Source organism: Pseudomonas sp. HMWF032 (assembly GCF_003060885.1).
Lineage (GTDB): Bacteria > Pseudomonadota > Gammaproteobacteria > Pseudomonadales > Pseudomonadaceae > Aquipseudomonas.
The window spans coordinates 254,681-279,811 of the sequence record NZ_QAIG01000008.1 but is presented as its reverse complement, the minus strand read 5'-3'; the positions used below and the strand labels follow the sequence as shown (position 1 = coordinate 279,811).

23 protein-coding genes are annotated in these 25,131 nt (G+C 52.5%); all 23 read left to right on the top strand.

Going from position 1 to position 25,131, the window contains the following annotated elements; genetic code table 11:
* Window positions 1–4 precede the first annotated feature (4 nt).
* The 23 genes from DBR00_RS13725 (at window position 5) to DBR00_RS13615 (ending at window position 25,103) form a co-directional block, all read left to right on the top strand.
* On the top strand, window positions 5–1,297 hold the full coding sequence (locus tag DBR00_RS13725) for a glycosyltransferase family 4 protein (RefSeq protein ID WP_146180694.1): 1,293 nt from the start codon (window positions 5–7) through the stop codon (window positions 1,295–1,297).
* Entirely contained in the window at window positions 1,297–2,739 is a 1,443-nt protein-coding gene (locus DBR00_RS13720; protein ID WP_108487390.1) for an oligosaccharide flippase family protein, read from the top strand. Before DBR00_RS13725 ends, DBR00_RS13720 begins: the two co-directional genes overlap by 1 nt.
* Window positions 2,736–3,593 (top strand): NAD(P)-dependent oxidoreductase, encoded by an 858-nt coding sequence (locus tag DBR00_RS13715; protein ID WP_158271570.1) that lies wholly within the window; start codon window positions 2,736–2,738, stop codon window positions 3,591–3,593. The genes DBR00_RS13720 and DBR00_RS13715 overlap by 4 nt, the downstream gene beginning before the upstream one ends.
* Window positions 3,593–4,747 (top strand): hypothetical protein, encoded by a 1,155-nt coding sequence (locus DBR00_RS13710; RefSeq protein ID WP_108487392.1) that lies wholly within the window; start codon window positions 3,593–3,595, stop codon window positions 4,745–4,747. The genes DBR00_RS13715 and DBR00_RS13710 overlap by 1 nt, the downstream gene beginning before the upstream one ends.
* 16 nt (window positions 4,748–4,763) lie before the next feature.
* Window positions 4,764–5,897 carry a glycosyltransferase gene (locus DBR00_RS13705; protein WP_158271569.1) on the top strand — a complete coding sequence of 378 codons (1,134 nt, stop codon included), beginning with the start codon at window positions 4,764–4,766 and terminating at the stop codon, window positions 5,895–5,897.
* A 6-nt stretch (window positions 5,898–5,903) separates the two neighbouring features.
* On the top strand, window positions 5,904–7,790 hold the full coding sequence (gene asnB / locus DBR00_RS13700; protein WP_108487394.1) for an asparagine synthase (glutamine-hydrolyzing): 1,887 nt from the start codon (window positions 5,904–5,906) through the stop codon (window positions 7,788–7,790).
* A gap of 71 nt (window positions 7,791–7,861) precedes the next feature.
* On the top strand, window positions 7,862–8,932 hold the full coding sequence (locus tag DBR00_RS13695; RefSeq protein ID WP_108487395.1) for a glycosyltransferase: 1,071 nt from the start codon (window positions 7,862–7,864) through the stop codon (window positions 8,930–8,932).
* A 22-nt stretch (window positions 8,933–8,954) separates the two neighbouring features.
* Window positions 8,955–10,034, top strand: a complete 1,080-nt coding sequence (gene wecB, locus DBR00_RS13690; RefSeq protein ID WP_108487396.1) for a non-hydrolyzing UDP-N-acetylglucosamine 2-epimerase — start codon at window positions 8,955–8,957, stop codon at window positions 10,032–10,034.
* Window positions 10,035–10,039: 5 nt separating this feature from the next.
* A complete protein-coding gene (locus tag DBR00_RS13685) occupies window positions 10,040–11,242 on the top strand; it encodes a glycosyltransferase family 4 protein (RefSeq protein WP_108487438.1) in 1,203 nt (400 codons plus the stop codon).
* The gene (locus DBR00_RS13680) at window positions 11,239–11,550 is read left to right on the top strand and encodes an FAD-dependent oxidoreductase (protein WP_108487397.1); all 312 of its coding nucleotides are present in this window, start codon (window positions 11,239–11,241) and stop codon (window positions 11,548–11,550) included. The genes DBR00_RS13685 and DBR00_RS13680 overlap by 4 nt, the downstream gene beginning before the upstream one ends.
* 15 nt (window positions 11,551–11,565) lie before the next feature.
* Window positions 11,566–12,774: a glycosyltransferase family 4 protein gene (locus DBR00_RS13675; protein ID WP_108487398.1), complete on the top strand. Its 1,209-nt coding sequence runs from the start codon at window positions 11,566–11,568 to the stop codon at window positions 12,772–12,774.
* A 58-nt stretch (window positions 12,775–12,832) separates the two neighbouring features.
* Window positions 12,833–14,179: a hypothetical protein gene (locus tag DBR00_RS13670; RefSeq protein WP_146180692.1), complete on the top strand. Its 1,347-nt coding sequence runs from the start codon at window positions 12,833–12,835 to the stop codon at window positions 14,177–14,179.
* An 8-nt stretch (window positions 14,180–14,187) separates the two neighbouring features.
* Complete coding sequence (locus DBR00_RS13665) at window positions 14,188–15,657, top strand: oligosaccharide flippase family protein (RefSeq protein ID WP_108487400.1); 1,470 nt, start codon at window positions 14,188–14,190, stop codon at window positions 15,655–15,657.
* A gap of 23 nt (window positions 15,658–15,680) precedes the next feature.
* The gene (locus DBR00_RS13660; protein WP_108487439.1) at window positions 15,681–16,541 is read left to right on the top strand and encodes an SDR family oxidoreductase; all 861 of its coding nucleotides are present in this window, start codon (window positions 15,681–15,683) and stop codon (window positions 16,539–16,541) included.
* A gap of 69 nt (window positions 16,542–16,610) precedes the next feature.
* Entirely contained in the window at window positions 16,611–17,621 is a 1,011-nt protein-coding gene (locus DBR00_RS13655; RefSeq protein WP_108487401.1) for a polysaccharide biosynthesis protein, read from the top strand.
* The gene (gene wecB, locus DBR00_RS13650; RefSeq protein WP_108487402.1) at window positions 17,614–18,741 is read left to right on the top strand and encodes a non-hydrolyzing UDP-N-acetylglucosamine 2-epimerase; all 1,128 of its coding nucleotides are present in this window, start codon (window positions 17,614–17,616) and stop codon (window positions 18,739–18,741) included. Before DBR00_RS13655 ends, wecB (DBR00_RS13650) begins: the two co-directional genes overlap by 8 nt.
* 4 nt (window positions 18,742–18,745) lie before the next feature.
* Window positions 18,746–19,708 carry an SDR family oxidoreductase gene (locus tag DBR00_RS13645; protein ID WP_108487403.1) on the top strand — a complete coding sequence of 321 codons (963 nt, stop codon included), beginning with the start codon at window positions 18,746–18,748 and terminating at the stop codon, window positions 19,706–19,708.
* Complete coding sequence (locus DBR00_RS13640; protein WP_108487404.1) at window positions 19,705–20,715, top strand: glycosyltransferase family 4 protein; 1,011 nt, start codon at window positions 19,705–19,707, stop codon at window positions 20,713–20,715. Before DBR00_RS13645 ends, DBR00_RS13640 begins: the two co-directional genes overlap by 4 nt.
* A gap of 2 nt (window positions 20,716–20,717) precedes the next feature.
* Complete coding sequence (locus DBR00_RS21510) at window positions 20,718–20,837, top strand: hypothetical protein (protein ID WP_158271568.1); 120 nt, start codon at window positions 20,718–20,720, stop codon at window positions 20,835–20,837.
* Between the two features lie 440 nt (window positions 20,838–21,277).
* Window positions 21,278–23,281: a nucleoside-diphosphate sugar epimerase/dehydratase gene (locus DBR00_RS13630; protein ID WP_108487405.1), complete on the top strand. Its 2,004-nt coding sequence runs from the start codon at window positions 21,278–21,280 to the stop codon at window positions 23,279–23,281.
* A gap of 124 nt (window positions 23,282–23,405) precedes the next feature.
* Window positions 23,406–23,729 carry a helix-hairpin-helix domain-containing protein gene (locus tag DBR00_RS13625; RefSeq protein WP_108487406.1) on the top strand — a complete coding sequence of 108 codons (324 nt, stop codon included), beginning with the start codon at window positions 23,406–23,408 and terminating at the stop codon, window positions 23,727–23,729.
* A gap of 90 nt (window positions 23,730–23,819) precedes the next feature.
* Window positions 23,820–24,191 carry a DUF2784 domain-containing protein gene (locus tag DBR00_RS13620; RefSeq protein WP_108487407.1) on the top strand — a complete coding sequence of 124 codons (372 nt, stop codon included), beginning with the start codon at window positions 23,820–23,822 and terminating at the stop codon, window positions 24,189–24,191.
* A 105-nt stretch (window positions 24,192–24,296) separates the two neighbouring features.
* Complete coding sequence (locus DBR00_RS13615; RefSeq protein ID WP_108487408.1) at window positions 24,297–25,103, top strand: SDR family oxidoreductase; 807 nt, start codon at window positions 24,297–24,299, stop codon at window positions 25,101–25,103.
* The last annotated feature ends 28 nt before the right edge of the window (window positions 25,104–25,131 follow it).

The following is a 25,131-nucleotide window of genomic DNA, read 5'->3' as shown; positions in this document are numbered from 1 at the left end:
GACCATGAAAGCAATTCGAAGTGTTTTGGTTTTCTTTATGAAGCCGTTCGTAAACGCTCTTCTACTTGTGCTGCTGGCAATGTGTGCAATTGTGGTCAGGCTGCGTCAGAAAGAGGAGCTTCAGCCTTCGCTGGTATGGGGTTGTTCACCCCTGATTAGCAACAAGTATTGGTCTCTATCCATGCGTCGGAAGGGGTTTCGTTCAGAAACCTACGTGCACGATTACTATTCCGTGATTAATAAGCGCGACGATTTTGATAGGGTGCTGAGCGAGTGTTTTGGACGGCTTCCATACTTTGTCAAGCAATACCTCGCATTCTGTGAGTCATTGTTTAAGTATGACGTGTTTTTCTTGTCGTTCGATGGTTATTTTTTGGGGAATACCAAAATTTGGTGGATCGAGCCATATCTTCTTTCGTTAGCGCGAAAGAAGACGGTGTTGATTCCGTATGGTGGGGATTCGTATGTATATAGAAATATTAAGCGACCGGCGTTGATCCACGGATTGATGATGTCCTATCCAGGCAGCTCAAGAAGGCAGCGCCTGATTGCCAAACGTGTCGCTCTTTGGACTGATTTGGCTGACTGTGTCATCCCTGGAATTATGGGGCCTGATGGATTTGGGAGGTGGGATGCGCTACTGCCGAGTTTTATCTTCATTGATGCAGGGGAGTGGCGTGAAACTGAGCGCCGCAGCAACGCTGATGGAGTGAACGACATAGTTCGTATTGCACATGCCCCTAATCATCGAGGTTTTAAAGGGACGGAGTTTGTTTGCTCGTCTGTAGAGCAACTTAAGGCAGAGGGCTTGAAAGTCGAATTGGTGTTGATAGAAAAAATGCAGAACTCTGAGGTTAAGAGGCTATTGGCTGATGAGGTCGATATTCTCGTCGAAGCGCTAGTTTGTACGGGGCATGGTTTGAACGGACTCGAAGGCATGGCCACTGGATTACCCGTTATTACCAATCTTGAAGATGACAGCTACACGGAGCCATTTCGAGTTTGGTCTTATCTCGATGAATGCCCAATACTTTCTGCGTCTCCGGAGAATATTAAGGATCGTCTCCGGCATTTGGTGACGAATCCCAGTCTTCGCCATGCGCTGGGTGGTGCTGGACGGAGCTATGTCGAGAAGTACCAAGACTTGGAGGCTTCCCATCATCTGTTTTCTGCGATACTCGATTTTGTTTACGGACGTAGAGGAAGTATTGCGTCCCTGTTTCATCCTCTTGTTTCCGATTTTGTGAGTCGGCGGCCGCGTATTTCCCATCCTTTGGTGAAAAACAGGATTGTGTAATGAGTTTTGGTCGCGGCCTTGCTAGGGACTCTCTCATTTATGGGGGGGCAGATTTAGTTACAAAGGCGGTTGCGTTTTTTTCGTTTCCTTTGCTTGCTACTGCTCTGAGTCCTCGTGATTACGGCAGCCTTGAGCTGATCATGACATTGATCGGAGTTGCTGGTCTGGTTGTGGGGTGTGGTTTGAATAACTCAGTGCAGAGGTTCTATTGGGACTCTTCGGTTTCCTTGTGCCAGCGACCCTCTCTGGTTACAACGGGGATGGTTGTGCAGAGTTTTTTCGGTCTGATGCTGTTTCTGTGCCTTGCAGCTGTTCTCTTTTGCTGGGGGAATGCTTTGGTGAGTGCCAAGGACTTTCCATTTAGTTTGGGGGGGCTGTACGTCGCCGCTGCTCTGGTCGTATTTGGACAACTGATGCAGTACATCCAGGACGTTCTTCGGTTGCATTTTGCTCCCGGTAGGTTCTTCCTGCTGGCTGTCCTCAGTCGCTGTCTGACCATTGCTGTAGCCGTCTACGCAGTAGTTTATTTGCACAAGGGGCTTGACGGTTTTCTTGTTGCACAGCTTATGGCCTACGTACTTATTCTTCCTGTAGGGCTGTTACTAATCAAAAAAGATTTGATTTTCAATTTTGATGTCGTGCGCGCTAGAGAGATTATCAGGTTCGGCTATCCATTCATCTTTGCGGGGATTGCCTATTGGCTGTTCGGTGCAATTGATCGTTGGATGTTGGCGGGTTTGGCGACTTTAGAGGAGGCAGGAATCTATTCGGTAGCTTTCCGTTTTTCTACATTGCCGCTATTTGTTTCCATTGCCTTTGCTCAAGCGTGGAGCCCATTTATCATAAAAATCAAAAGCGATCACCCTGAGAACTATAGGGCTATTTACTGCAACGTATTTCTATACTTTCTCTACGTTATGCTTATTGCTGCGGGCGGCGTTGCTTTGTTTTCCGGAGAGTTGATCGGCTTCTTGATGCCTTCTGGTTATGCTGGCGCCGCTATACCCTTGATATTTCTTTGTTTCTCTGTGGTAATCCAGTCCACTACACAAATCACGGTAATTGGAATTTCTATTGAAAGAAAGACTCATTACATATCAAGGTTCGCATGGATTGCTGTTGTGATAAACGTATTGCTCAATCTGTTGCTTATACCGTCGTTCGGCGCGGTTGGGGCTGCGATATCTATGGGGCTTTCGTACTTATCACTGACTATCATGTATGGCTTGACTACACAGAAAATACATCCATTGCCATTGTCCTTCTGGCCGCTGTCCGTTCTTAGTGCCTTGGGTGGGGTGGTTTTGATGGCTTCGCTGTTGCTTCATAGTCCTGAGTTTAATTGGTCAATTATTTCGATAAAAATTATGTTGGCCTTAGTATGTATGGTGCTCGGCGCATTTGCTTTACCTTGGTCGCGAAGGATATGGAAATATCAATGAAAGTATTAATTACCGGCGCTAATGGACTGCTAGGTTCCGAGGCTGTGAAATATTTTTCAGCAATCCATGAGGTACATGCGCTGTGCCATCGATTGGGAAATTGTCAAGAAGGTGTCAGTTATCACTATTTAGACTTTGCGGAGGAGTGGAGTATTTCCAAACTTCCCGAACGCGTCGATGTAATCTTGCATTTGGCGCAGTCCTCAAAGTTTAGAGAATTTCCAGACCAAGCATTGGATGTCTTCAGTGTCAACATAGCATCCACTGCTAAAATTCTCGAGTATGCGCGCACCGCTGGTTGCCAGAAATTCATCTTCGCCTCTTCAGGGGGGATCTATGAAAGTGGTGCTGCGTTGATCGATGAAAATTCGCCCATCGTTCCTCACGGACAGCTGGGTTACTATCTGGCCAGTAAGCTGTCAGGAGAGTTACTTGTTAGAAGCTATGCCGGGATAATGGATGTTTCGATTCTACGGCTTTTCTTTATGTATGGTCGGGCTCAGCGTAGATCCATGCTTCTTCCTAGGTTAGTGGATAATGTGCGTGCTGGTAGCCTCATACAGCTCCAAGGCGATGAGGGATTGGTTATAAACCCTGTCCATGTGTCGGATGCTGTAAGTGCGCTGGAGTGCATTATGCAGCAACCAGGCAGTAGCACATTCAACATAGCTGGTTCTGAAGTGGTTTCACTCAGGCAGTTGGCGCTGCAGATTTCTGCCAAGGTTGGTGTAAAGCCTGTTTTCGATTATGTGCCGGGTGTTCACACGCGTTTGGTGGCCGACATTTCGGCACTGCGTGCCTTGGGGTGGATTCCGAAGGTCGGTTTGCCCGATGGCTTGGAAGAGCTGGTCTGATGAAGAAACTACGTGTTCTGCATGCACCAACTGCTGTTGGGGGTAATCCGCCAGCTTTGAGTCGCGAACTGAAACGTCTGGGCTGGGACAGCACTTGCTGCATCATCTCGCAGAATTACCTGGCCTACGCGGTGGATAAAGTGCTGGTTCCTTCGCCCGTGGGCTTTTTAAGGTGTGAGTGGCGGCGCTTCTGGTTCATCGTTTCGTGCCTGCGGAGTTATGACGTCATTCACTACAATGCCGGTACTACCATCGCCACTGCCAATATCATCGAGTGGCCGGTGCGCAGCAAGGGCTTGTCCTCGCTCAAGCGCTTTGTATATTCAGTTTACCTGCGTGGGCTTCAATGTTTTGAAGTGTCATTGTTCAGATTGTTTCGCAAGAAGTTGTTTCTCACATATCAGGGAGACGACGCTAGGCAAGGCGATTATTGTCGCCAGCATTACGCAGTGAGCATCGCCACGCAAGTGGACGAGTCTTACTACTCGGATGCTTCGGACGCCTTCAAGAAAAAGAATATCGCCTACCTAGCCAAGCATTGTGAGCGCGTCTATGCGTTGAACCCAGATTTGCTAAACGTGCTGCCAGCGGACGCGAGGTTCGTTCCCTATTCTCACGTCGATTTCAGTGACTGGAAGGCTAGCTATGACGGGTTACGCAGTCAGCGGCCGCTGCGGTTTGTTCATGCGCCAACTCATCGCCGTGTTAAGGGCACTGATCTTATTCTTGAGTCGCTTGAGGCTCTTGAGGGAGAGGGTTTCGCGTTTGAGCTGATATTGGTCGAGGGGATTTCGCAGGCTGAGGCACGAACACATTATGAGCAGGCAGATGTCTTGATCGACCAGCTATTCGCGGGTTGGTATGGAGGTTTGGCGGTGGAGTTGATGGCGCTGGGTAAACCTGTGCTGGTGTACCTTCGCGAAGAAGATCTTCACTTCATTCCGGAGCAGATGCGCGCGGACCTTCCCTTCATTAACACCAACCCTTTCACTATCAAGGATCGACTACGTGACGTGTTGTGCATGTCGCGGGAGGAGTTGGTCGACTTGGCGCAGAGGAGCCGTGCCTATGTTGAGCGGTGGCATGATCCGATGCAGATCGCCGCTTCGATCGCCGACGACTATATGGCGTCTATCAATACACGAGCGAAGTGAGCAGATTCGAGCAACCATGAAAGCCGTTCTAATACTGAGTTTCTCCAATTTGCAGCGCGACCCGCGCGTGCGCCGACACGCTCAGGCGCTCGAGGGCAGGTTCCGAGTGATCACTGCCGGATACGGCGGTGAGCCAGGCTATGGCGACCAACATATTGAGATACCGGAGCCCGGTCGCTCGAGCCTGCCAAAAAAACTGGCCAAGGCCCTGTGTCTGCTGCTCAGGCTCTATGCCGCAGTTTTCTGGATGGACACCGATAAGCGTGCAGCCTTGCAGCGCTTGAAGGGGCAGCAGTTCGATCTGATTATTGCCAATGACGCATCGTCATTGCCGGTTGCGTCCTCGTTGGCCGGGCAACATGTGCCTGTGATTGCGGATATGCACGAATTTGCGCCGGGCGAGCAGCTTCCCGGATGGAAATGGAACTTGTTCTGGAAAGGCTATCCGCGGTATCTGTGCCGTCGGTTCCTGCCTCGGGTCAACCATGTGTTGACGGTGTGTGACTCGATCGCTGAGCTCTATCGCCAAGAATTCCTTGTGGCTTTGCCTGGCGTTTTGATGAATTGTCCTTCCTATCTAGAGGCAGTTCCTAAGGAGGTTGGGGAAAAGATCCGTCTGATTCACCATGGCGCTGGCTGCCCTAGCCGCAAGTTGGAGCTTATGGCGGAGGCTGCATTGCTGCTCGATGAGCGTTTCGAGTTCGATTTTATGCTGGTCGAGTCAGACAGCGCTTATTGCAGTTGGTTGAAAGAAACCTATGAGGGTCAGCGCATTCGCTTTCGAGAGCCTGTGCCGATGCCGTTGATTTCTGAAGTCCTCAATCGTGACTATGACATTGGCGTATTCCTGCTGGAGCCTGAGGCGATCAGCTACAAATATGCACTACCGAATAAACTTTTCGAGTTTATGCAGGCACGGCTGGCGGTCGTTGTTTCACCCAATCATGAAATGGCTCGGTTGGTGCGCTCGACTAGCGTCGGGGTCGTGTCCGAAGACTTCTCTTCGGCATCGCTGGCCCGCGCAATCAATGCGTTGGACGAAGCAACAATCATGTCGATGAAGCGAGCTTCCGCAGTGGCTGCGCAACGCTATTGCGCCGAGACGGTGTATTCCGATTTCAAGCGTCTGGCTGACGCTTTTACGAGATAAGTTTGCATGTGTGGAATTTTAGGTGGTGCCTGGTTTAACGGCGCCTCGGTGCCCGTAAGTAAAGTGGATGAGGCGCTGCATACACTGCGTTATCGCGGTCCTAACGATCACGGGCGAGAGCTTTATACCTGTGCTGGGGCGAATGTTGCGCTGGGTCATACGCGCCTCTCGATCATTGATCTGTCGTCTGGCGGCCATCAGCCCATGACCACGGAAGACCAGTCACTGTCGATCGTTTTCAACGGTGAGATCTATAACTACCGAGAGCTTCGCACCGAGTTGCAAGCTGCGGGCCTGACTTTCAAATCGGACTCCGATACCGAGGTGCTACTTGCGGCCTGGCGTACCTGGGGTGCTGCGTGCCTAGATAGGCTGGTGGGTATGTTCGCCTTCGTGGTTCTTGACCGTAATGCCGGTACGCTCACTTGCGTGCGCGACCCGTTCGGTATCAAGCCGTTCTTCTATGCGCAGGAACAGGGGCGCTTTGTTTTTGCGTCGGAGCTCCCGGCGATCAAGGCGTTAAAGCAAGAAAAGGTACAGCTGAACTGGCAACGCTCGTACGACTATCTTGTACATGGCGATTACGACAGTTGTGCAGAGACCTTTTTCGATGGTGTTTCGCATTTGCCGCCAGGTCACATCATGCGTGTGGACCTTAGTGCAGGTAGCCTTGGTGAGCCGGCGTGTTGGTGGCGCCCGACAATCGACGAGCGCCATGACCTTAGCTTTGCCGATGCTGCCGAGAAAGTCCGCGAGGAGTTTCTCTCCAGCATTCGTTTGCATTTGCGTAGTGACGTAGCCATCGGTGCGGCTCTTTCCGGTGGCATTGACTCCTCTGCGGTCGTCTGCGCTATGCGTCATGTCGAGCCTGACTTGCCGATCAATACCTTCAGCTACATCGCGCGTGGCAGTGAGGTCAGTGAGGAAGCCTGGGTCGATCGGGTCAATGAACACGTTGGAGCGGTGCCGCATAAAGTGGTGGTCAGTGCCGAGGAGCTTGCGCGTGATCTTGACGCGATGATCCTTGCACAAGGCGAGCCTTTCGGCAGTACCAGCATCTACGCGCAGTACCGTGTCTTCCAGTTAGCCAAAGAGCAAGGCGTGACTGTGACTCTGGATGGCCAGGGCGCAGATGAGATGCTAGCTGGCTACAACGGCTATCCAGGTCAGCGCCTGCATAGCTTGGTGGAGAAGGGCCAGTTGTCAGAAGCCTGGAGTTTTCTGGAGCAGTGGGCCAAATGGCCTGGTCGTAGCCGGATGGCGGGTGCCAAACGCTGTGTAGCGGAGATGACTCAAGGATCGTTGTATCAGGCACTACGCTCTTTGAATGGTATGGGCTCACTCCCCGCCTGGATTAGGCGTGATCCGCTAGTTGAGGCGGGCGTTTTACAGCAATTTCCGCATCAGCGTGCCGAGGTGACGGCTACGGGACGCAGAGTGATGGCGGAGTTGGGGCTTTCGCTCACTCGGCGCGGTCTGCCTGCGCTGCTGCGCCACGGTGACCGCAACTCGATGCGGTTTTCCGTGGAAAGCCGGGTACCGTTTCTAACTCTGGGTATGGTTAATCTGCTGCTTTCTCTTCCAGAGTCCTATTTGATTTCTCCTCAGGGAGAGACGAAGTCAGTCTTCCGTGCGGCCATGCGCGGTATTGTTCCCGATGACGTACTCGATAGGCGCGACAAGATCGGTTTTGCCACACCTGAGCAGGTCTGGCTCGGCTCGATGCTCGACGTCGTACGCGATTGGTTGCGCCATGACCTACGTCTACCGTTCTTCGATCAGGCTGAGGCCCTACTGGAGTTCGAGCTGATCATGGCCGGCAAGAAGCCGTTCTCGTGGCAGGTGTGGCGCTGGATTAATTTTTGCCGCTGGTACAGCCATTTCATTGCTTGACGTTGAGCGTATAAATTTTGAAGTCCATTTTGATAATTTCGTTTTCGGTCATTCACAGCGATCCACGCGTCATGCGCCAGGTGCGTTTGCTGGAGCATGCTCATCGGGTAACTGTGGCCGGATACGGTCGCGCCCCCGATGCGAATATTGAATTCATTGCACTCGACAAACCGTCGGCCGGGTTGTTGCTAAAGGGGCTCTGGGCTAGCAAGCTGCTTTTGGGCGCTTTTGAAAGTTACTACTGGAGTTTGCCGCAGGTACGGCACGCCCGGCGTTTGTTGGGTGAGCGCTGCTTTGACCTGATCGTCGCCAACGACATCTCGGCACTGCCGCTGGCCCTGGATCTTGCGCAGGGGCACCCGGTGCTAATGGACGCACACGAGTATTCGCCAAGGGAGTTTGACGACAAGCTGCTGTGGAAAGTCTTGTTTGGCCGCTATCACGACTACTTATGCCAGCGCTACCTGTCTAGGGCTGCGGCGATGACTACCGTGTGTCAGGGCATCGCGGACGAGTACGAGCGTGAGTATGGGGTGCCGTGCAAGGTTATTCACAATGCGCCGCTTGATCAGAAGCTGTCGCCCTCTGCGGTCGATGCCGATTGCATACGTCTGATTCACCATGGTTCGGCCATACGCTCTCGCCATCTGGGCGTAATGATCGAGATGATTAAGCACTTGGATGCGCGTTTTACCCTGGATTTCATGCTGGTGGAAACAGATGCCGTCTATATGGCGGAATTGCGGGCGGCGGCCCAGTCGGATTCCCGAATTCGCTTCATTGAGCCGGTGGCTATGCAGGATATCTGTGAACGCCTGAACGAGTTCGACGTGGGTGTCTACCTTTTGCCGCCCGTCAACTTCAACCATGAGCACGCACTACCGAACAAGTTCTTCGAGTTCGTCCAGGCGGGTCTGGGCATCGCCATCGGCCCTTCGCCGGAAATGGCCAACCTGTTGCGTAAGCACAGGCTGGGGGTGGTGGCGCAGTCGTTCGAGCCGCAAGCTCTGGCGCAAGTACTGAACGCGCTTAGCGCTGAAGACATAATGGCCTTCAAGCAGGCCGCGCACGTTGCTGCCCATGAACTCAGCTATGCCCACGATGGTGCGTTGCTGTTGTCGACGCTTGAGCGGCTGCTTTGACTTACAGATTCGAGACAAAACAATGAAGATTATCACTGTTGTGGGTGCGCGCCCACAGTTCATCAAGGCTGCCGCGGTCTCGAGGGCATTGTCCGGGCGTCAGGATTGCACCGAGGTCATGATTCACACCGGTCAGCACTTCGACGCCAACATGTCTGACGTGTTTTTCAAAGAGTTGGAAATACCCCGGCCTGCATATCATCTGGGCGTCGGTGGCGGAACTCACGGTCAGAACACCGGGCGCATGATCGAGGCGATCGAGGCGGTGCTGCTGGAGCAGCGGCCTGATGCGGTGCTGGTCTACGGAGACACCGATTCGACGCTGGCCGGGGCGCTTGCGGCAGCCAAGCTTCACGTACCCGTGGTGCATGTGGAAGCGGGGCTTCGTTCATTCAACATGCGCATGCCCGAAGAGATCAACCGGCGCTTGACTGACCATGTCAGCAGCCTGCTGCTGACACCCAACGAACAGGGCATTCGTAACCTGGCCGCCGAAGGCATCTGTGGGGCCCACGTGATGAATGTAGGTGATGTCATGTATGACGCCGCGCTGCACTTCGGTGCGACGGCCGAGCACTCCAGCTCGATTCTCCAGCAGCTGCAGCTGGTACCTTCGACCTACTGGTTAGCAACCATTCACCGTCAGGAGAACACCGATGATCCCGTGCGACTGCAACGGATCTTCGAGGGCCTGGGCAGGGCACCGGTGGCGGTGGTGCTGCCGCTGCACCCCAGAACGCGCCGGCGTATCGCCGACATGGCCATCAACCTGCCGGCCAATGTGCGTATCGTCGAGCCGTTGGGCTATATCGACATGGTGATGCTCGAGAAGCACGCAGCCCTGATCGTCACGGACTCCGGTGGGGTGCAGAAGGAAGCCTACTTTCATCGGGTTCCATGCCTCACCTTGCGCGATGAAACCGAGTGGATGGAATTGCTCGATATGGGCTGGAATCGGCTGGCAGCCCCCATGAGAGAGGATTTCTTCAATGCATTCGACGTCGCCTACAGCAAAGGTGTCGAAGATCGGCAGCCTTATGGCACCGGCCAGGCTTCCTATGCCGTCATCGAGGCGATCCTGACCCTGCGCAGGGGACAGTGAGCGCTGTGCGCATTCTTTACCTGCACCCGGCCGCCGCCTTTGGCGGCGCCTCCAAAAGCCTTATAGAGCTCTTTGCTTGCCTGCGGCGACAGGGTGTTAGCGGTACGGTGGTGACTCCACGCGGCCCTGTGTGTAAGGCCTTCAGCGACGCTGGCATGGACGTCAGGCCGGTGCGCGGTCTTAGCCAGTTTGACAACACCCGCTATGGTTACTATCGCCGGCTGCGTTGGATCATCCTTTTGCGCGAGTTACTGCTGTTGCCGTTTTGCGTGGCGGCGATCTTGCGCCTGCGCCGTGAGCGGTTCGATCTTCTGCATGTGAATGAAATCACTTTGCTGCCACTGGGCATGCTGGCCAAATGGTTGTTGCGCATCCCTATGGTGGTGCATGTACGCTCCTTGCAGCGAAGCCCAGGAAGCGGGTTGCGTACCCGCTTTCTCAATCGTTGGCTGGGCACTTATGCCGATGCTGTCGTGGCGATCGATCATACGGTGAGAAAAACGTTGGATGCCCAGCTTCACGTTCACATCGTGCATAACGGTCTTGGTATCGATATTCCCCCGTTGCGCCGGGACAGCTGTGATCAGGCTGTGGTTAAGGTGGGGTTTCTCGGGGTGCTGATTGCACTCAAGGGTGTCTATGAGTTGGTCGAGGCCATGCGCATTCTTAGGCAGCGTGGTGTGGCGGTTCACTGCCTAATTGCCGGTGAGAATGCGCGACAGCTGTCGGGACTAAAGGCGTGGGTGCTAGGCAAGCTGGGTTTTGCGCGAGATGTGCGAGCAGATCTCGAGGCGCTGATTGCTGAACATGACCTGCAATCGCATGTCAGCATGCTGGGATTCGTCGGGGATGTGCGAACGCTGTACCCTCAGCTAGATGTACTTTGTTTCCCTTCGCACTTGGACGCTGCCGGTCGCCCAGTATTCGAGGCTGCGTTCTATTCAATTCCAAGCGTTGTGGCCGTTCAGGATCCGGTGCCTGATGCGATCATTCATGAAGTAACCGGGCTTGCTGTCCTGCGTCCCGATCCGGTGCTGCTAGCCGATGCGTTGCAGCGCCTGGCCGAGGATCATGCACTGCGCCAGAGGTTGGGCCGTCAGGCGCAGGTGTGGGCCCATGAAAACTTTGCCATCAGCACCAACGCTACCCTGATGTATGGGGTGTATTTGGCCCATGTGTCCTGCGCGCTAGGGAGCGGTGCACAATGACGAATATCGATTGTTTGATCGTCGCTTGGACCGATGTACTGGATTATCAAGTAGATGACTCTCTTCGCGATTCATTTGCCCAAGCGATTGGCGGGTATTTCCCCTCGATTGATAAGAATAAGCTGACCACTGGATACAGTGGTATACGCCCAAAACTTAATGCCTCAGGTCAACCTGCAGTAGGCTTCAATACTCAAGGGCTAAAAGTTCATGGTTTGCCCGGTTTGGTCAACCTTTTCGGGAGTGAATCACCAGGACTGACTGCCAGTCTTGCGATTGCCCTGCATGTTTCCCAGTTTCTTGATTAATTCATCTGGTTGCCCATGAGAATTCTCGTACTTTCACAGTATTTTTGGCCAGAAAGTTTCATCATCAATGACATCGTTCGTACGCTGGACGAGCAGGGGCACGAAGTGGTGGTGGCTACCGGCAAACCTAATTATCCAGATGGAAAGGTTTTTGACGGGTACCGTGCCTTTGGGACACAGCGGGAGCGCTATCTTGATCGCATTGATGTGGTAAGGGTTCCGCTCTGGCCGAGAGGCGGAGGCGGAGCCAGAAATCTAATTCTCAATTATCTGTCTTTTGTCATCGCAGGTTTCTTTTGCTTGCCGTGGCTACTGCGCAAGCGAGAGTTTGACACCATTCTGGTGTTTGCACCTTCCCCTATCCTGCAGGCTATTCCGGCCATCCCTCTAAAGTGGATAAAGCGCGCAAAATTGGCATTATGGGTGCAAGATCTGTGGCCCGACAGTCTTACTGCTACAGGCTTTGTCAAGAACCCACATGTATTGCGCATGGTTGGTTGGTTAGTAAAAGGAATCTATCGATGTTGCGATAAGCTGTTAGTTCAATCACAGGCTTTTTTCATGCCTGTTGCACGCTATGCTCCGAAAGAAAAGATTTACTACTTCCCCAATTCGATAAGGGGCGAGCGCATTGCTGAAGAATCAACCGCTGTGCCTCATGAGCTTATTGAGTTACTGAACAATCACTTTTGTGTAGTTTTCGCAGGTAATCTAGGTACGGCGCAGGGACTGGATACTATAGTGCAGGCCGCTATTGAGTTGCGTGGTGAGCCCGACCTTCGTGTGGTGCTAGTCGGGAGCGGAAGCCGGCTAGCATGGCTGGAATCGCAAAAGCGTTCATTGGGGCTGGATAATCTTGTCCTCCCGGGGCGGTTTCCTGTACAGGCAATGCCGTACATATTTGAGCGCTCCTCAGCTTTACTCGTGACGCTAAGCGACCGGGATATTTTTTCGCAGACGGTTCCTAGCAAAATTCAAGCATATCTGGCCGCAGGCAAGCCTATTCTCGCTAGCCTCAATGGAGAGGGTGCACGCGTTGTCATTGAGGCAGGTGCTGGCCTTACGTCGCCAGCAGAGCAGGTTCATGCATTGGTAAAAAATATTCGCGAGTGTCAGTCCATGAGCCCGCTACAGCGGGAGCAGATGGGGCGAGCCGGACGAGATTATTTTGACAGAAATTTTGAGATGCGTTCGCAAGTCAAGAGATTGGTTGAGATGTTGTAGTGATAATGATTTATTTTAGAAATATTCATGATGGTTGTAATGGTTAAGGTGTATCTCAGTGAGTGCTAATAGTTGGGTTGTGAAGGGTGTTCCTGTTTATTTGATGTTGGCTGTTTATTTTCCGGCAAGTTTTCTTGGTTTGTTTTTGTTGCGCGATCGCAGTGCGGTCGATTTTATTTGTATTTTAATTTTTTTTTGTGTTGTTTACTTTTTGAGTTTTGGTTTTTTTTCGAAGGTATATGTTTCGTTGTCTAGTAGAGTGAGATCAATTTGTGGAGTGTCTCGTCATGGCTTGACTCTGCTTTCTCTTCTTGCGCTGGTTTTTTATATTGCCACGCTTGCTTATGCTGCGTGGATTGCTGATACGGTACCGCTTTTCATTGCATTGAAGGGTGGGGGGTTGATGGATATTGCGCATTCCAGAAGCCAGTTTCTCGCAGGGCTTGTAGGGTATGAGAGTTTGCTTCGTTATTCTGCCTTCATGTTGGGGCGCTCGATAATGCCATTGATCTTGGTTGCTGCTTTTATGTTGAAAGCACGCTTCAGATATTGGCTGTTGGTCCTGCTGTTAGTTCTTTCGATGCTCGCTATGGAGAAGGCTGCTCCTATCTTTGTACTACTCCCGCTGGCGTTTTACTATGTAATGGAGTGTCGTTGGAAGGCGGTATTTATGACTGCCACCATAATGTTGGGGTGTGTTTTGGTACTGGCATTTTTAGCTGGGGGTGGTAATTCAAGGTCGTCAGTTGATAGTGTGTTGTTAGTGGCGGAAACTGATGATTCCTCGCAGGTTTTGATTGTTCCGCCAGGGATGCCAATTCAAGAGGCCATGGGAGACCCCTCGCGCGCACTGCTTCCCTATTATTTGCGTAAGCATTTTAGTGATGAGCAATACCAGTTTGATCCGAATAAGCTGTCAGCTAAATTTACACTTTTACTGAATAGGGTGGGTTGGGTGCCTTATATAACGGCTTATGATTGGTTGGAGTTTCAGCGTATTGTGCTAGAAGACCGGTTAACGCTCGGGCGTTCGATTAGTTTTGTGCATCTGCTCTTTGGTGAGCCGAAGATGCAGCTTGAAAAGATGGTTTACGTTTATGAGTATGGGGCCTCGCCGGGCGGGCAAGGTGCTTCAAATACCGTGTTTTTTGTCGACGCTAAGTTAGCCTTTGGTTGGGTGGGTGTGATTATTTATTGTCTCATTTTTACCTTTTGCGCTGCATGTATTTTTACATCGGGCAGTCAGGTGCTTATCGTGTCTAGTATTGTTTGCTTTATTATTGCGTCGGTTAGTTCTCTCACTGCGACGCTCCTTAGTGGTGGGTTGTTCATTTATTTTTTGTTGTCACTATTGCTTGGTGAGGATGATGGGGCTGCACTGCTGCGTAAAGGTTTCCCTAAGTGAAGCCAGGAATGGCTGTATCTACATTCAAGACAGCCTTTGGTCAGTTCTTCGGGTTGTTCTTTGGTGCAATTGCCATCAAGCTTTTGGCCGTTATCACTGGGCCGGCAGGGGTTGGTCTATACTCAGTTTTGCGACAGTTGCAGCAAATGCTCTCATCGATGGCTTCGATAGGTGGTCAGAACGCTGTTGTGCAGGGGCTTAGTAGCCAGTTGGGCGCAGTTCGAGAACGTTTATTTACTTCTACCTTGTACTTGTTCATGGTAATGAACCTGCTTGTGTGCGGTGTCGTTCTAGCAGGTGCCGATCTTATTGCTGCTTTAGCTCTCGCCGGGAATCATGCATCGGCAGTGCGCTGGTTGGTAATACCTATTACGTTCGGAACGCTGCTGTTTTTTCTCCGCGGAGTATTAACCGCAGACATGCAATATGGATCTGTTGCATTAATTACCATGCTTACCGGTCTTGGTGCTGCTTTAGCAGCGTTGCCTGCCGGGCTTGCTTTTTCTCGTGGCTACCCGGATGTTTTGGTTTTTGCTGTTAGCGGAGGAATTGTGCCTGCCGTGGTGGTCGCATTTGTTCATGTGCGACGCCTAGGTTATCTGGTAAGTCTGAGAGCGCTGGCTCCAAGTCTTGTAGATAGAGATGCAGTGAGACGCTTCCTGAGTGTGGCTCTACCATCGTTGCTGTCTTTGATGTTTACGCTGGGTTGCGTGCTGGTTGTTCGTGCTCGAGCTGTTCACCTGTATGGGTTGGAAGGTGCGGGGCAATTTGATGCCGCATGGAGTATCAGTGCCATGTATTTGGCTCTTTTTCTAGCGTCTTTGCAGAGTTATTTACTGCCCGAACTTAGCAAGATTGAGGGAGGCGCTGCGTTGCATTCGGCCTTATCAAGGGCCTTCCACTTCGCTTTGATGTTATCTTTACCGCTGGTTGTAGTCTTGGTTGTATTCAAGCCGCTTGTCATGAACTTGCTTTTCAGTAAGGAATTCATGCCTGCTTTGGATGTGCTGAGATGGGTTTTGCTAGGTGATTTTGTTCGTGTGCTTGGCTGGATAATATCTACCACGTTAATTGCGCGAGCCGATATGAGAGGCTTCGTTCTGGGGGAGGCTCTTTGGAGCACGTTTTTTGTATCGCTCGCTTGGGTTCTGCTGCCTTTAGGAATAGAGTGGGTCGGCATAGCTTACTTGGTTGGTTATATAGCTTATCTGGTTTCATTGAGTCTTCGTTTGTGGCTAGTGCATGGTGCGCGTTTCGATGCATTTCTTATAGGGCAGTGGCTGGTAGGTTTTTCGATAGTTTTTTTGGCTTCATGGTTATGTTGGGATGAACATAGGCTTTTATCATGGACAGCGATTATGGTGGTTCCAGCATTATTTTTTAGCGTTTACATCATGCGATCAGATGAACGTCAATTCGCGCTGCATTTGGTTAATAGTAGTTTGGGATCGCTAAAACGGTATTTTGGTCGGCGCTGATTGGTCGAAGTTTGGGGTATATGATGAAAGTTCTGGTTCTGGGCGTTACCGGCATGTTGGGTAATGCAGTTTTTCGTGTATTTGGCGCTGATTCGGAGCATGAAGTTTGGGGTACGCTGCGCAGCGTTTCGGCAAAGCGGAACTTCCCGCAGCAGAGTCACGAGCGTCTGCTCTGTGGTGTTGATGTGCTTGATCAGGATGCCTTGGCGGCGGCCATTGCCAGAGTGAAACCGGATGTGGTGATCAACTGCGTCGGGCTTATTAAGCAGCTGGCAGATGCCAAAGATCCGCTCACTGCCCTGCCGATCAATGCCATGCTACCGCACAGGCTGGCGCGTCTCTGCGAGTTGGCCGGTGCGAGGCTCATTCATATCAGTACTGACTGCGTGTTCTCTGGGCGCAAGGGCTTGTACCTGGAGAGCGATCTGTCGGACGCCGAAGACCTCTACGGCAAGTCCAAGTACATTGGTGAACTGCATGATCTGCCACATGCGATCACTCTGCGTACCTCAATCATCGGCCACGAGCTGGGCTCAAACTTCGCTCTAGTAGATTGGTTTCTATCTCAGGAAGGAGGGGTCAAAGGTTTCACCAAGGCGATTTTCTCTGGACTGCCGACGGTCGAGCTGGCGAGGGTGATGAAGGATTTCGTTGTCCCGCACCCACAGCTCAATGGCCTGTATCATGTCGCCGCTAAGCCGATCGATAAGTTCCGACTGCTTAGTCTGGTTGCAGCGCAGTATGGTAAGGCTATCGACATCCGGCCGGATCATGCACTGGCAATCGATCGTTCGCTGGACGGCTCGCGTTTCCGCAACGCGACCGGTTATGTGGCACCCGAGTGGCCGGAGCTGATCCGGCGTATGTACGAGCAGCGCCGTTAAGCACTCCGGCTTGCTGGTGATAAGGAATCCACGCAGCCTCCGGGCTGCGTTCACGTTCTGGAAGGTTATATGTTTGATAACAAGGTATTGATGATCACCGGTGGCACCGGTTCCTTTGGCCATACGGTGTTGCGGCGTTTCCTCGATACCAATGTGCGCGAGATCCGCATCTTCTCCCGTGACGAGAAGAAGCAGGAGGATATGCGCATCGCTCTGGCCAACGACAAGGTCAAGTTCTACATCGGTGATGTACGTGACTACGACAGCCTCAAGCAGGCTATGGTTGGCGTCGATTACATCTTCCACGCAGCGGCGCTCAAACAGGTGCCTTCGTGTGAGTTCTACCCGATGGAGGCCGTGCGCACCAACGTCAATGGCACAGAGAACGTACTCAATGCTGCCATTGCCAGTGGCGTGAAACGCGTGGTGGTGCTCTCTACTGATAAAGCGGTGTATCCAATCAACGCCATGGGCATCTCCAAGGCTATGTCCGAGAAGTTGATGGTGGCCAAGTCGAGGATGATTCCGGCCGGCGGCACCGTGGTTTGTGCCACTCGCTATGGCAACGTGATGGCATCGCGCGGTTCGGTGATCCCGTTGTTCATCGAGCAACTACGCAGCGGCGAGCCGCTGACCGTCACTGATCCCAATATGACGCGTTTCCTGATGTCGTTGGAAGACTCGGTTGACCTGGTGCTGCACGCTTTCGAGCATGGTGAGCAGGGGGATCTTTTCGTGCAGAAGGCGCCAGCCTCAACCGTTGGTGATCTGGCCCTGGCGCTCAAGGCGTTGTTCGGTCGCGATAACCCGGTGCGGGTGATCGGCACTCGTCATGGCGAGAAGCTTTACGAGTCGTTGGTTTCACGCGAAGAGATGGCTAAAGCCGAGGACATGGGCCGTTACTACCGCATTCCTGCGGACAACCGCGATCTCAACTACAAGAAGTACTTCGTTGAGGGCGAGGAGAAGATCGCCGAGTTCGATGATTACACCTCGCACAACACCGAGCGCCTGGACATCGAGGGCATCAAGCAACTGCTACTCAAGCTCGACTACATCAAGGAGCAACTCGATGCTTAAGGTTATGACTCTGGTCGGGACGCGTCCTGAGCTGATCAAAATGAGTCGGGTGATTGCCGAACTCGACCGCCAGGTTAATCACGTGCTGGTGCACTCCGGTCAGAATTACGACTATGAGCTGAACCAGGTTTTCTTCGATGACCTGGAAATCCGCAAACCGGATCACTTTCTTGGCGCTGCCGGTGAGACTGCTGCACAAACTATCGCTGAGGTAATCGCCAAGGCCGATGCGGCGTTCGAGTTAGAAAAGCCTGATGCGTTGTTGCTTTACGGCGACACCAATACTTGTCTTGCGGTCATTGCGGCCAAGCGGCGCAAGATTCCGGTGTTCCATATGGAGGCGGGTAACCGCTGCTTTGACCAGCGGGTGCCGGAGGAGCTCAACCGCAAAGTGCTCGATCACCTCTCCGATATCAATATGGTGCTTACCGAACATGCACGTCGATACTTGATTGCTGAGGGCATTCGCCCTGAGACCATCATCAAGACCGGTTCGCACATGCATGAGGTGCTGGACTATTACCGGCCGAAGATCGAGGCCTCTGACGTGCTTGCTCGTGAGGGGCTGGAGACTGGCAAGTTCTTTATTGTCAGTGCCCATCGTGAGGAGAACGTCGACACTCCGGACAACCTGCGCGATCTGCTTACCACCTTGCGTGCACTGGCCGATGAGTACGGTTATCCGCTGATCGTTTCGACGCACCCACGTACCCGTAAGCGTCTGGAGGCACTGGGCGAATCACTGGAGCACCCGCTGATTCGCTTCTCCAAGCCATTCGGTCTTTTGGATTACATCAAGCTGCAGATGAATGCGTTCTGTGTGCTATCCGACAGCGGCACCATTACTGAAGAAGCTTCTTTACTCAACCTGCCGGCAGTGACCCTGCGCAATGCTCACGAGCGTCCGGAAGGCATGGACCAGGGCACTCTGATAATGAGTGGATTAAAGAAGGATTCGGTGTTGTCGGCGGTCAAGGTCATTACGAGTCAGCATCAACCCGGCTCGCGCCGTATTCCGCTGGTTCCTGATTATGAAGGTGGCCCGGTTTCGTTGCAGGTCGTGCGAGTCGTGCTCAGCTACACGGACTATGTAAATCGTACTGTCTGGCACAAGGGCTAAAATCATGCGTGTTTTGCTTACGGGTGCCAGCGGTTTCGTTGGGCGCGCAGTGCAGGCACGCCTGCTAGTCGATGGTGCACATGAATTGCGCTGCGCCATGCGTCAGCTGCCGCCGACTTCCTCGGTTAATTGCGAAGTTTGCCTGTCTCCAGAGTTGTCTCCGGATGCGGATTGGTCGACGGCATTGGCCAATGTTGATGCTGTCATCCATTGTGCTGCTCGGGTGCATGTGATGAACGAGCAATCCATTGACCCGCTTGCCGAGTTTCGTCAGGTCAATGTCGAGGGCACGCTGCGGCTGGCTCGTCAGGCCGTGGAGGCTGGTGTGCGCCGCTTTATCTTCGTCAGCTCAATCAAGGTCAATGGTGAGCAGACTTTGCCGGGGCATTCCTACAGTGCCGATGACTTGCCTGAGGCCGTAGACCCATATGGCATATCCAAACATGAGGCCGAAGAAGGGTTGAAGGCATTGGCTGCCGAGAGTGGGCTGGAGGTGGTTATTGTTCGTCCACCACTGATCTATGGCCCGGGGGTGAAGGCTAATTTCCACAGCATGCTGCGTTGGCTGCATCGCGGCATACCACTTCCCTTGGGTGCCATCAATAATCATCGTAGTTTTGTGGCGCTGGATAATCTGGTGGATTTACTGGTGTTATGTCTTACACATCCGGCGGCAATTGGGCAGCGTTTTCTTGTGAGCGATGGTGAGGATCTGTCCACTACTGAGTTGTTGCGCCGCTTGAGTAGTGCCTTGGGGCGCCCGGCCAGGCTAGTTGCTGTCCCTCAGTCTTGGATTGAGTATGGTGCGGTGTTATTGGGGCAGCGCGCACTGAGCCAGAGATTATGTGGCTCCTTACAGGTGAATATAGATAAAACTCGCGAGTGTCTAGGCTGGGCGCCACCACTTACAGTGGAGCAGGCGTTGGCCAAAACCGTTGCACACTTTCTAGAAGACGCCCATTCATGACTGTTCTGATCTTTAGCTGTTTAGTGGCTGCCTTGTCGTGGATATTGACCGCTTGGTTACGGCGCTATGCGTTGTCCCGCAGCTTGATGGATGTTCCTAATGCACGTAGTTCCCATAGCCAACCCACGCCGCGGGGCGGTGGGATGGCGATTGTTGTGGCATTTCTGTTTGCGTTGTTTATAGCTTTCTCCATGGGCATGGGAGTTCAAACTGAGTACTTTTATGCATTGAGCGGTGCTGGTGCGCTTATCGCAGTGCTTGGATTTCTTGATGATCATGGGCATATCGCAGCCCGCTGGCGTTTGCTTGGGCATTTCACGGCTGCTGCTTGGGTGCTGTTCTGGCTCAATGGTTTGCCACCTGTACAAGTACTCGACCATGTGATTGACCTGGGTTGGTTCGGTTATTTGTTGGCCTCCCTCTATTTGGTATGGCTGCTCAATCTTTATAACTTTATGGATGGTATTGACGGTATTGCCAGTGTCGAGGCTATCTGTGTTTGCCTTGGTGGCGCGTTGATGTACGGCTTTCTCGGGCATTTAAATATGCTGCTCTTGCCATTGTTGTTGGCTGCGGCGGTTGCGGGCTTTTTGATTTGGAACTTTCCTCCCGCGCGTATTTTTATGGGGGATGCAGGAAGTGGTTTCCTCGGCGTCGTATTGGGCATTCTCTCTCTGCAAGCCGCCTGGACCGACGCATCATTACTTTTGGGGTGGTTGATTCTGCTGGGGGTCTTTATTGTCGATGCAACCTTTACTCTTTTCCGGCGGTTGTTGCGTGGGGATAAGGTTTATGAAGCCCACCGTAGCCATGCCTATCAATATGCCTCACGTTACTTCGGGCGCCATTTACCGGTGACTTTGGCAGTCCTTGTGATCAATTTTTTATGGCTATTACCAATTGCGCTCTGGGTTGTGTCAGGCGGTGAAGGCTTGTTTGGACTGTTGTTGGCCTATACACCTCTAGTGATATTGGCTATCAGGTTTCGAGCTGGAGCGCTGGAGTGAGTATGAGCCAGTTACGAACATTGTTAGTGCTAGGCGCAGGCGGACATGGCCAGGCTGTTGCGGAAGCGGCACTGCTAGCTGGTGAGTGGCAACGCGTCTGTTTTCTCGATGACCGCAATTAGAGGCGGCCTTTGGAATAGACGTGATTGGTAACCTCTACAGTTTGCTGGAGCCAGGCTGCTAGGGGCCGCTGCGGGTAAAAACTCTTTGCGTGAAGCGTGGTGCCGGTATCGAGTTGGTCAGCATCGTGCATCCGCGCGCATGGGTTAGTCCGTCGGCTCACATCGGGCAGGGATCTGCTGTACTTGCGATGGCGGTGATTGGAACTAAGGCGAGGCTGGGGCAAGGGGCAATTGTAAATGCCGGTGCTGTGGTGGATCACGATGTGTGCATCGGTGACTTTGGCCCGCTCTGAGTCGGTGTCAATTTGGCTGGTGGTGTTCAGGTGGGCGCTTCAGCATGGCTTCAGGTCGGTTGTAATGCAGGCTATGGTGTTAGCGTGTCATCAGGTGATGTGGTTGCTCCTGGCACCGTATTGCAAGCCAATTATTAAGGGATAAATATGGTTCGCCAGTGGGTAGACGCTTTACGTCAGAACCTCTTGCAATTATCGCGTCGAAAGAAACGTTTCTTGCAGGTAGTCACTGATATTGCACTAATCTGGCTGGCGCTCTGGCTTTCATTTGCTTTGCGTTTGGGGGAGTGGGATGCAGCCCAGCCGTTTGACGGTCATGGTTGGCTATTCCTCTTGGCACCTATTATTGCTTTGCCAATTTTTATCCGTTTGGGTATGTATCGTGCGGTGATGCGTTATGTGGGTAATGATGCACTGATCGCTATTGCCAAGGCTGTTACGGTATCTGCCCTGGTGTTGGCTTTGGCAGTCTACTGGTATCGGGGGCCTACGGCTCTGGTACCACGTTCGATGGTATTCAATTATTGGTGGTTGAGCCTTTTACTTTTAGGCGGTTTGCGTCTCGCCATGCGCCAGTATTTTGCAGGTAATTGGTTTGAGTTAAATCCAAGACGAACAGCAGCATTAGCTCCGCTCTTGCCTAGGGTTGCTGTTTACGGTGCTGGTTCCGCTGGAAATCAATTGGTTGCTGCTTTGCGTATGGGACGTGCCATGCGTCCTGTGGCTTTTATTGATGATGAGCCAAGTATTGCCAATCGCACTATTGCTGGATTGCGCGTATACACCCCTAAGCACATTTCGCAAATGATTGATGAAACAGGCGCTGATGAAATTCTATTGGCCATGCCTTCTGCTTCTCGTGGACGGCGACGTGAAATTCTTGAAACGCTGGAGAAATTTCCTCTGCATGTGCGCAGCATCCCAGGCTTTATGGATTTGGCCAGTGGTCGCGTAAAAGTCGAGGATGTGCAGGAAGTCGATATTGCTGATTTGCTGGGCCGTGATGCAGTACCGCCGCAGCAAGCATTGTTTGAGCGTTGCATTCGTAATCAGGTGGTCATGGTTACCGGTGCCGGTGGCTCGATTGGCTCGGAACTGTGCCGCCAGATTCTGCTGACAGGTCCAGCAACACTGCTGCTGTTTGAGCATAGTGAGTTCAACCTGTACAGCATTCACAGTGAACTTGAAGCGCGGGTCAAGCGCGAGTCTTTACCACTTCGCCTGGTACCTATTCTCGGTTCTATTCGCAATGCATCACGTTTGTTTGATGTGATGCGCACTTGGAAAGTCGACACGGTTTACCATGCGGCGGCTTATAAGCATGTACCTATGGTCGAGCACAATATTGCCGAAGGTGTGCTCAATAATCTAATGGGCACGCTTAATACCGCGCAGGCAGCGATCAAGTCAGGTGTGACTAGTTTTGTTCTGATTTCCACTGACAAGGCCGTACGTCCGACTAATGTCATGGGTAGTACCAAGCGTTTGGCTGAGATGGTACTCCAGGCGCTCAGTCGTGAGTCTGCGCCGGTGTTGTTTGCTGATGATGACACTGTGCATCAACTCAACAAAACGCGTTTTACCATGGTGCGTTTTGGCAATGTCCTGGGCTCATCTGGCTCCGTTATCCCACTGTTCCATGAGCAGATTCGCAAGGGCGGGCCGGTGACGGTTACTCATCCGAATATTACACGTTACTTTATGACCATCCCTGAGGCGGCACAGTTGGTTATCCAGGCCGGAGCCATGGGGGAGGGCGGTGACGTATTTGTGCTGGATATGGGCCAGCCGGTGAAAATTGCTGTACTGGCCGAGAAGATGATTCATCTCAGCGGATTAAGTGTGCGCTCCGACAAGACGCCCCAGGGTGATATAGCAATAGAGTTCACCGGTTTAAGACCGGGTGAAAAGCTTTATGAAGAGCTGCTGATCGGTGACAACGTAAGCCCGACCGAGCATCCGATGATCATGCGAGCCAGTGAAGAACATCTGCCTTGGGAGACGTTCAAGGGCATGCTTCAACAGTTATTGTTGGCAGTGGACAAGGATGACTATGAGCGCGTTCGACAGTTGTTGCGCGAGACGGTGAGCGGTTATAAACCTGAGGGTGAGATTGTTGACTGGCTTCACCTGCAGCGCCGTAGTGAGTAACAGGGTTTATCCGCTGAAATTTGCTACTGGTTGTTTGACAGTGCTGCTGCAGCGTCTAGGTTTGAGTTAGGTGTGGAGATGGATGTCCCATGCCTCGATAAAAACCAACGTAAGGATACGAATGATGCTGAAATCAACGTTTAACGCCCTTCTGTTCGCTGTTATTACCTCGCTTTCGCTGACTGTTAGTGCCGCTGAAGTTGCGCCATCCGCAGAAACCACTACCCAGTCAGCTGAAGTCGCTGTTACCAACAAGGTCAATCTCAACACCGCTGATGCCGTCACTTTGCAGCGCGAGCTGATAGGTATTGGTGAGGTCAAGGCGCAGGCGATTGTTGCTTATCGTGATGAGCACGGCGACTTTGCGTCGGTGGATGAATTGCTGGAGGTCAAGGGCATTGGTGAGGCGACGCTGGAGAAAAATCGCGACAAGTTGAGTATCAACTGACGCATTGAGTTGTTGTGTTGAATAAGGCCGGTTATCAACCGGCCTTTTTGTTTTCTGCATCAACTGCAAGGTGCTAACAGCGAGGCGCTTATGGTGTGGTCTGCAGTCGCGGCCGATGCGGTGCTGGTATTTCATCTGCTGTTTATTCTGTTTGCATTGCTGGGCGGCCTGTTGGTGTGGCGGTGGCGCAGCTTGGTCTGCTTGCATGTACCTGCGGCTGTGTGGGGTGTGCTGGTTGAGTTGATGCACTGGCCCTGTCCGCTCACGCCGCTGGAGCAGCGTTTGCGGCTTACTGCCGGGCAGGCGGGGTATCGCGATAGTTTTGTCGAACACTACGTGTTGCCGATTATCTATCCAGCGGGTTTGACGCCGCAGATTCAGGTGCTGTTAGGGCTGATCGTACTGCTGCTCAATGGCCTGATTTATGGGGTGTTGCTTTGGCAGCGTTGGCGGCGGTCGTGAGTGGGGCTTAGGCTGGCTTATTCAGATGAATGATGGTGTACAGGCTAGATAATATTCCCGGCTACACTGGCCTTATCAACCACGGCATCATAAGGCAGCTTTCCTATGCAAAATCGCATGATGATCACTGGCGCAGGTTCAGGTTTAGGGCGTGAAATTGCGTTGCGCTGGGCGCGAGAGGGCTTGCAGTTGGCGCTCTCGGATGTCAATGAACCAGGCCTTGCGGAGACACTGCAACTGGTGCGTGAGGCGGGCGGTGATGGTTTTACCCAGCGCTGCGATGTGCGTGATTACAGCCAGCTGACGGCGTTTGCCCAGGCCTGTGAAGAGAAGTTGGGTGGCATTGATGTGATCGTCAACAACGCCGGTGTGGCTTCTGGTGGGTTCTTCAGTGAGCTGTCACTGGAGGATTGGGATTGGCAGATCGCGATCAACCTGATGGGCGTGGTCAAGGGCTGCAAGGCCTTCCTGCCACTGCTGGAAAAAAGCAAAGGCAAAATCGTCAATATTGCCTCCATGGCGGCCCTGATGCAGGGGCCGGCGATGAGTAACTACAACGTGGCCAAGGCTGGTGTCGTAGCGTTGTCGGAAAGTCTGTTGATTGAATTGAAACTGCATGAAATCAGCGTGCATGTCGTGTGTCCATCGTTCTTCCAGACCAACCTGCTGGACTCTTTCCGCGGTCCGACCCCGGCGATGAAGGCCCAGGTTGGCAAATTGCTGGAAAGCTCGCCGATCAGTGCTGCGGATATTGCAGATTACATTTACCAGGAAGTCGGCAAAGGTGAATTCATGATTCTGCCTCATGAACAGGGCCGAATGGCCTGGGCCGTGAAGCAGAAAAACCCACAGCTGCTGTACAACGAAATGACTGCCATGGCTGACAAGATGCGTGCTCCGCGCAACAGGTGATGGGGCCTACGATCGATTTTGTTGATCG

Bases quoted from the DNA above. Each gene is read 5' to 3' on its own strand.
- DBR00_RS13725 (WP_146180694.1), top strand. From the start codon at position 5: ATGAAAGCAATTCGAAGTGTTTTGGTTTTCTTTATGAAGCCGTTCGTA.
- DBR00_RS13720 (WP_108487390.1), top strand. From the start codon at position 1,297: ATGAGTTTTGGTCGCGGCCTTGCTAGGGACTCTCTCATTTATGGGGGG.
- DBR00_RS13715 (WP_158271570.1), top strand. From the start codon at position 2,736: ATGAAAGTATTAATTACCGGCGCTAATGGACTGCTAGGTTCCGAGGCT.
- DBR00_RS13710 (WP_108487392.1), top strand. From the start codon at position 3,593: ATGAAGAAACTACGTGTTCTGCATGCACCAACTGCTGTTGGGGGTAAT.
- DBR00_RS13705 (WP_158271569.1), top strand. From the start codon at position 4,764: ATGAAAGCCGTTCTAATACTGAGTTTCTCCAATTTGCAGCGCGACCCG.
- asnB (WP_108487394.1), top strand. From the start codon at position 5,904: ATGTGTGGAATTTTAGGTGGTGCCTGGTTTAACGGCGCCTCGGTGCCC.
- DBR00_RS13695 (WP_108487395.1), top strand. From the start codon at position 7,862: ATGCGCCAGGTGCGTTTGCTGGAGCATGCTCATCGGGTAACTGTGGCC.
- wecB (WP_108487396.1), top strand. From the start codon at position 8,955: ATGAAGATTATCACTGTTGTGGGTGCGCGCCCACAGTTCATCAAGGCT.
- DBR00_RS13680 (WP_108487397.1), top strand. From the start codon at position 11,239: ATGACGAATATCGATTGTTTGATCGTCGCTTGGACCGATGTACTGGAT.
- DBR00_RS13675 (WP_108487398.1), top strand. From the start codon at position 11,566: ATGAGAATTCTCGTACTTTCACAGTATTTTTGGCCAGAAAGTTTCATC.
- DBR00_RS13665 (WP_108487400.1), top strand. From the start codon at position 14,188: ATGGCTGTATCTACATTCAAGACAGCCTTTGGTCAGTTCTTCGGGTTG.
- DBR00_RS13660 (WP_108487439.1), top strand. From the start codon at position 15,681: ATGAAAGTTCTGGTTCTGGGCGTTACCGGCATGTTGGGTAATGCAGTT.
- DBR00_RS13655 (WP_108487401.1), top strand. From the start codon at position 16,611: ATGTTTGATAACAAGGTATTGATGATCACCGGTGGCACCGGTTCCTTT.
- wecB (WP_108487402.1), top strand. From the start codon at position 17,614: ATGCTTAAGGTTATGACTCTGGTCGGGACGCGTCCTGAGCTGATCAAA.
- DBR00_RS13645 (WP_108487403.1), top strand. From the start codon at position 18,746: ATGCGTGTTTTGCTTACGGGTGCCAGCGGTTTCGTTGGGCGCGCAGTG.
- DBR00_RS13640 (WP_108487404.1), top strand. From the start codon at position 19,705: ATGACTGTTCTGATCTTTAGCTGTTTAGTGGCTGCCTTGTCGTGGATA.
- DBR00_RS21510 (WP_158271568.1), top strand. From the start codon at position 20,718: ATGAGCCAGTTACGAACATTGTTAGTGCTAGGCGCAGGCGGACATGGC.
- DBR00_RS13630 (WP_108487405.1), top strand. From the start codon at position 21,278: ATGGTTCGCCAGTGGGTAGACGCTTTACGTCAGAACCTCTTGCAATTA.
- DBR00_RS13625 (WP_108487406.1), top strand. From the start codon at position 23,406: ATGCTGAAATCAACGTTTAACGCCCTTCTGTTCGCTGTTATTACCTCG.
- DBR00_RS13620 (WP_108487407.1), top strand. From the start codon at position 23,820: ATGGTGTGGTCTGCAGTCGCGGCCGATGCGGTGCTGGTATTTCATCTG.
- DBR00_RS13615 (WP_108487408.1), top strand. From the start codon at position 24,297: ATGCAAAATCGCATGATGATCACTGGCGCAGGTTCAGGTTTAGGGCGT.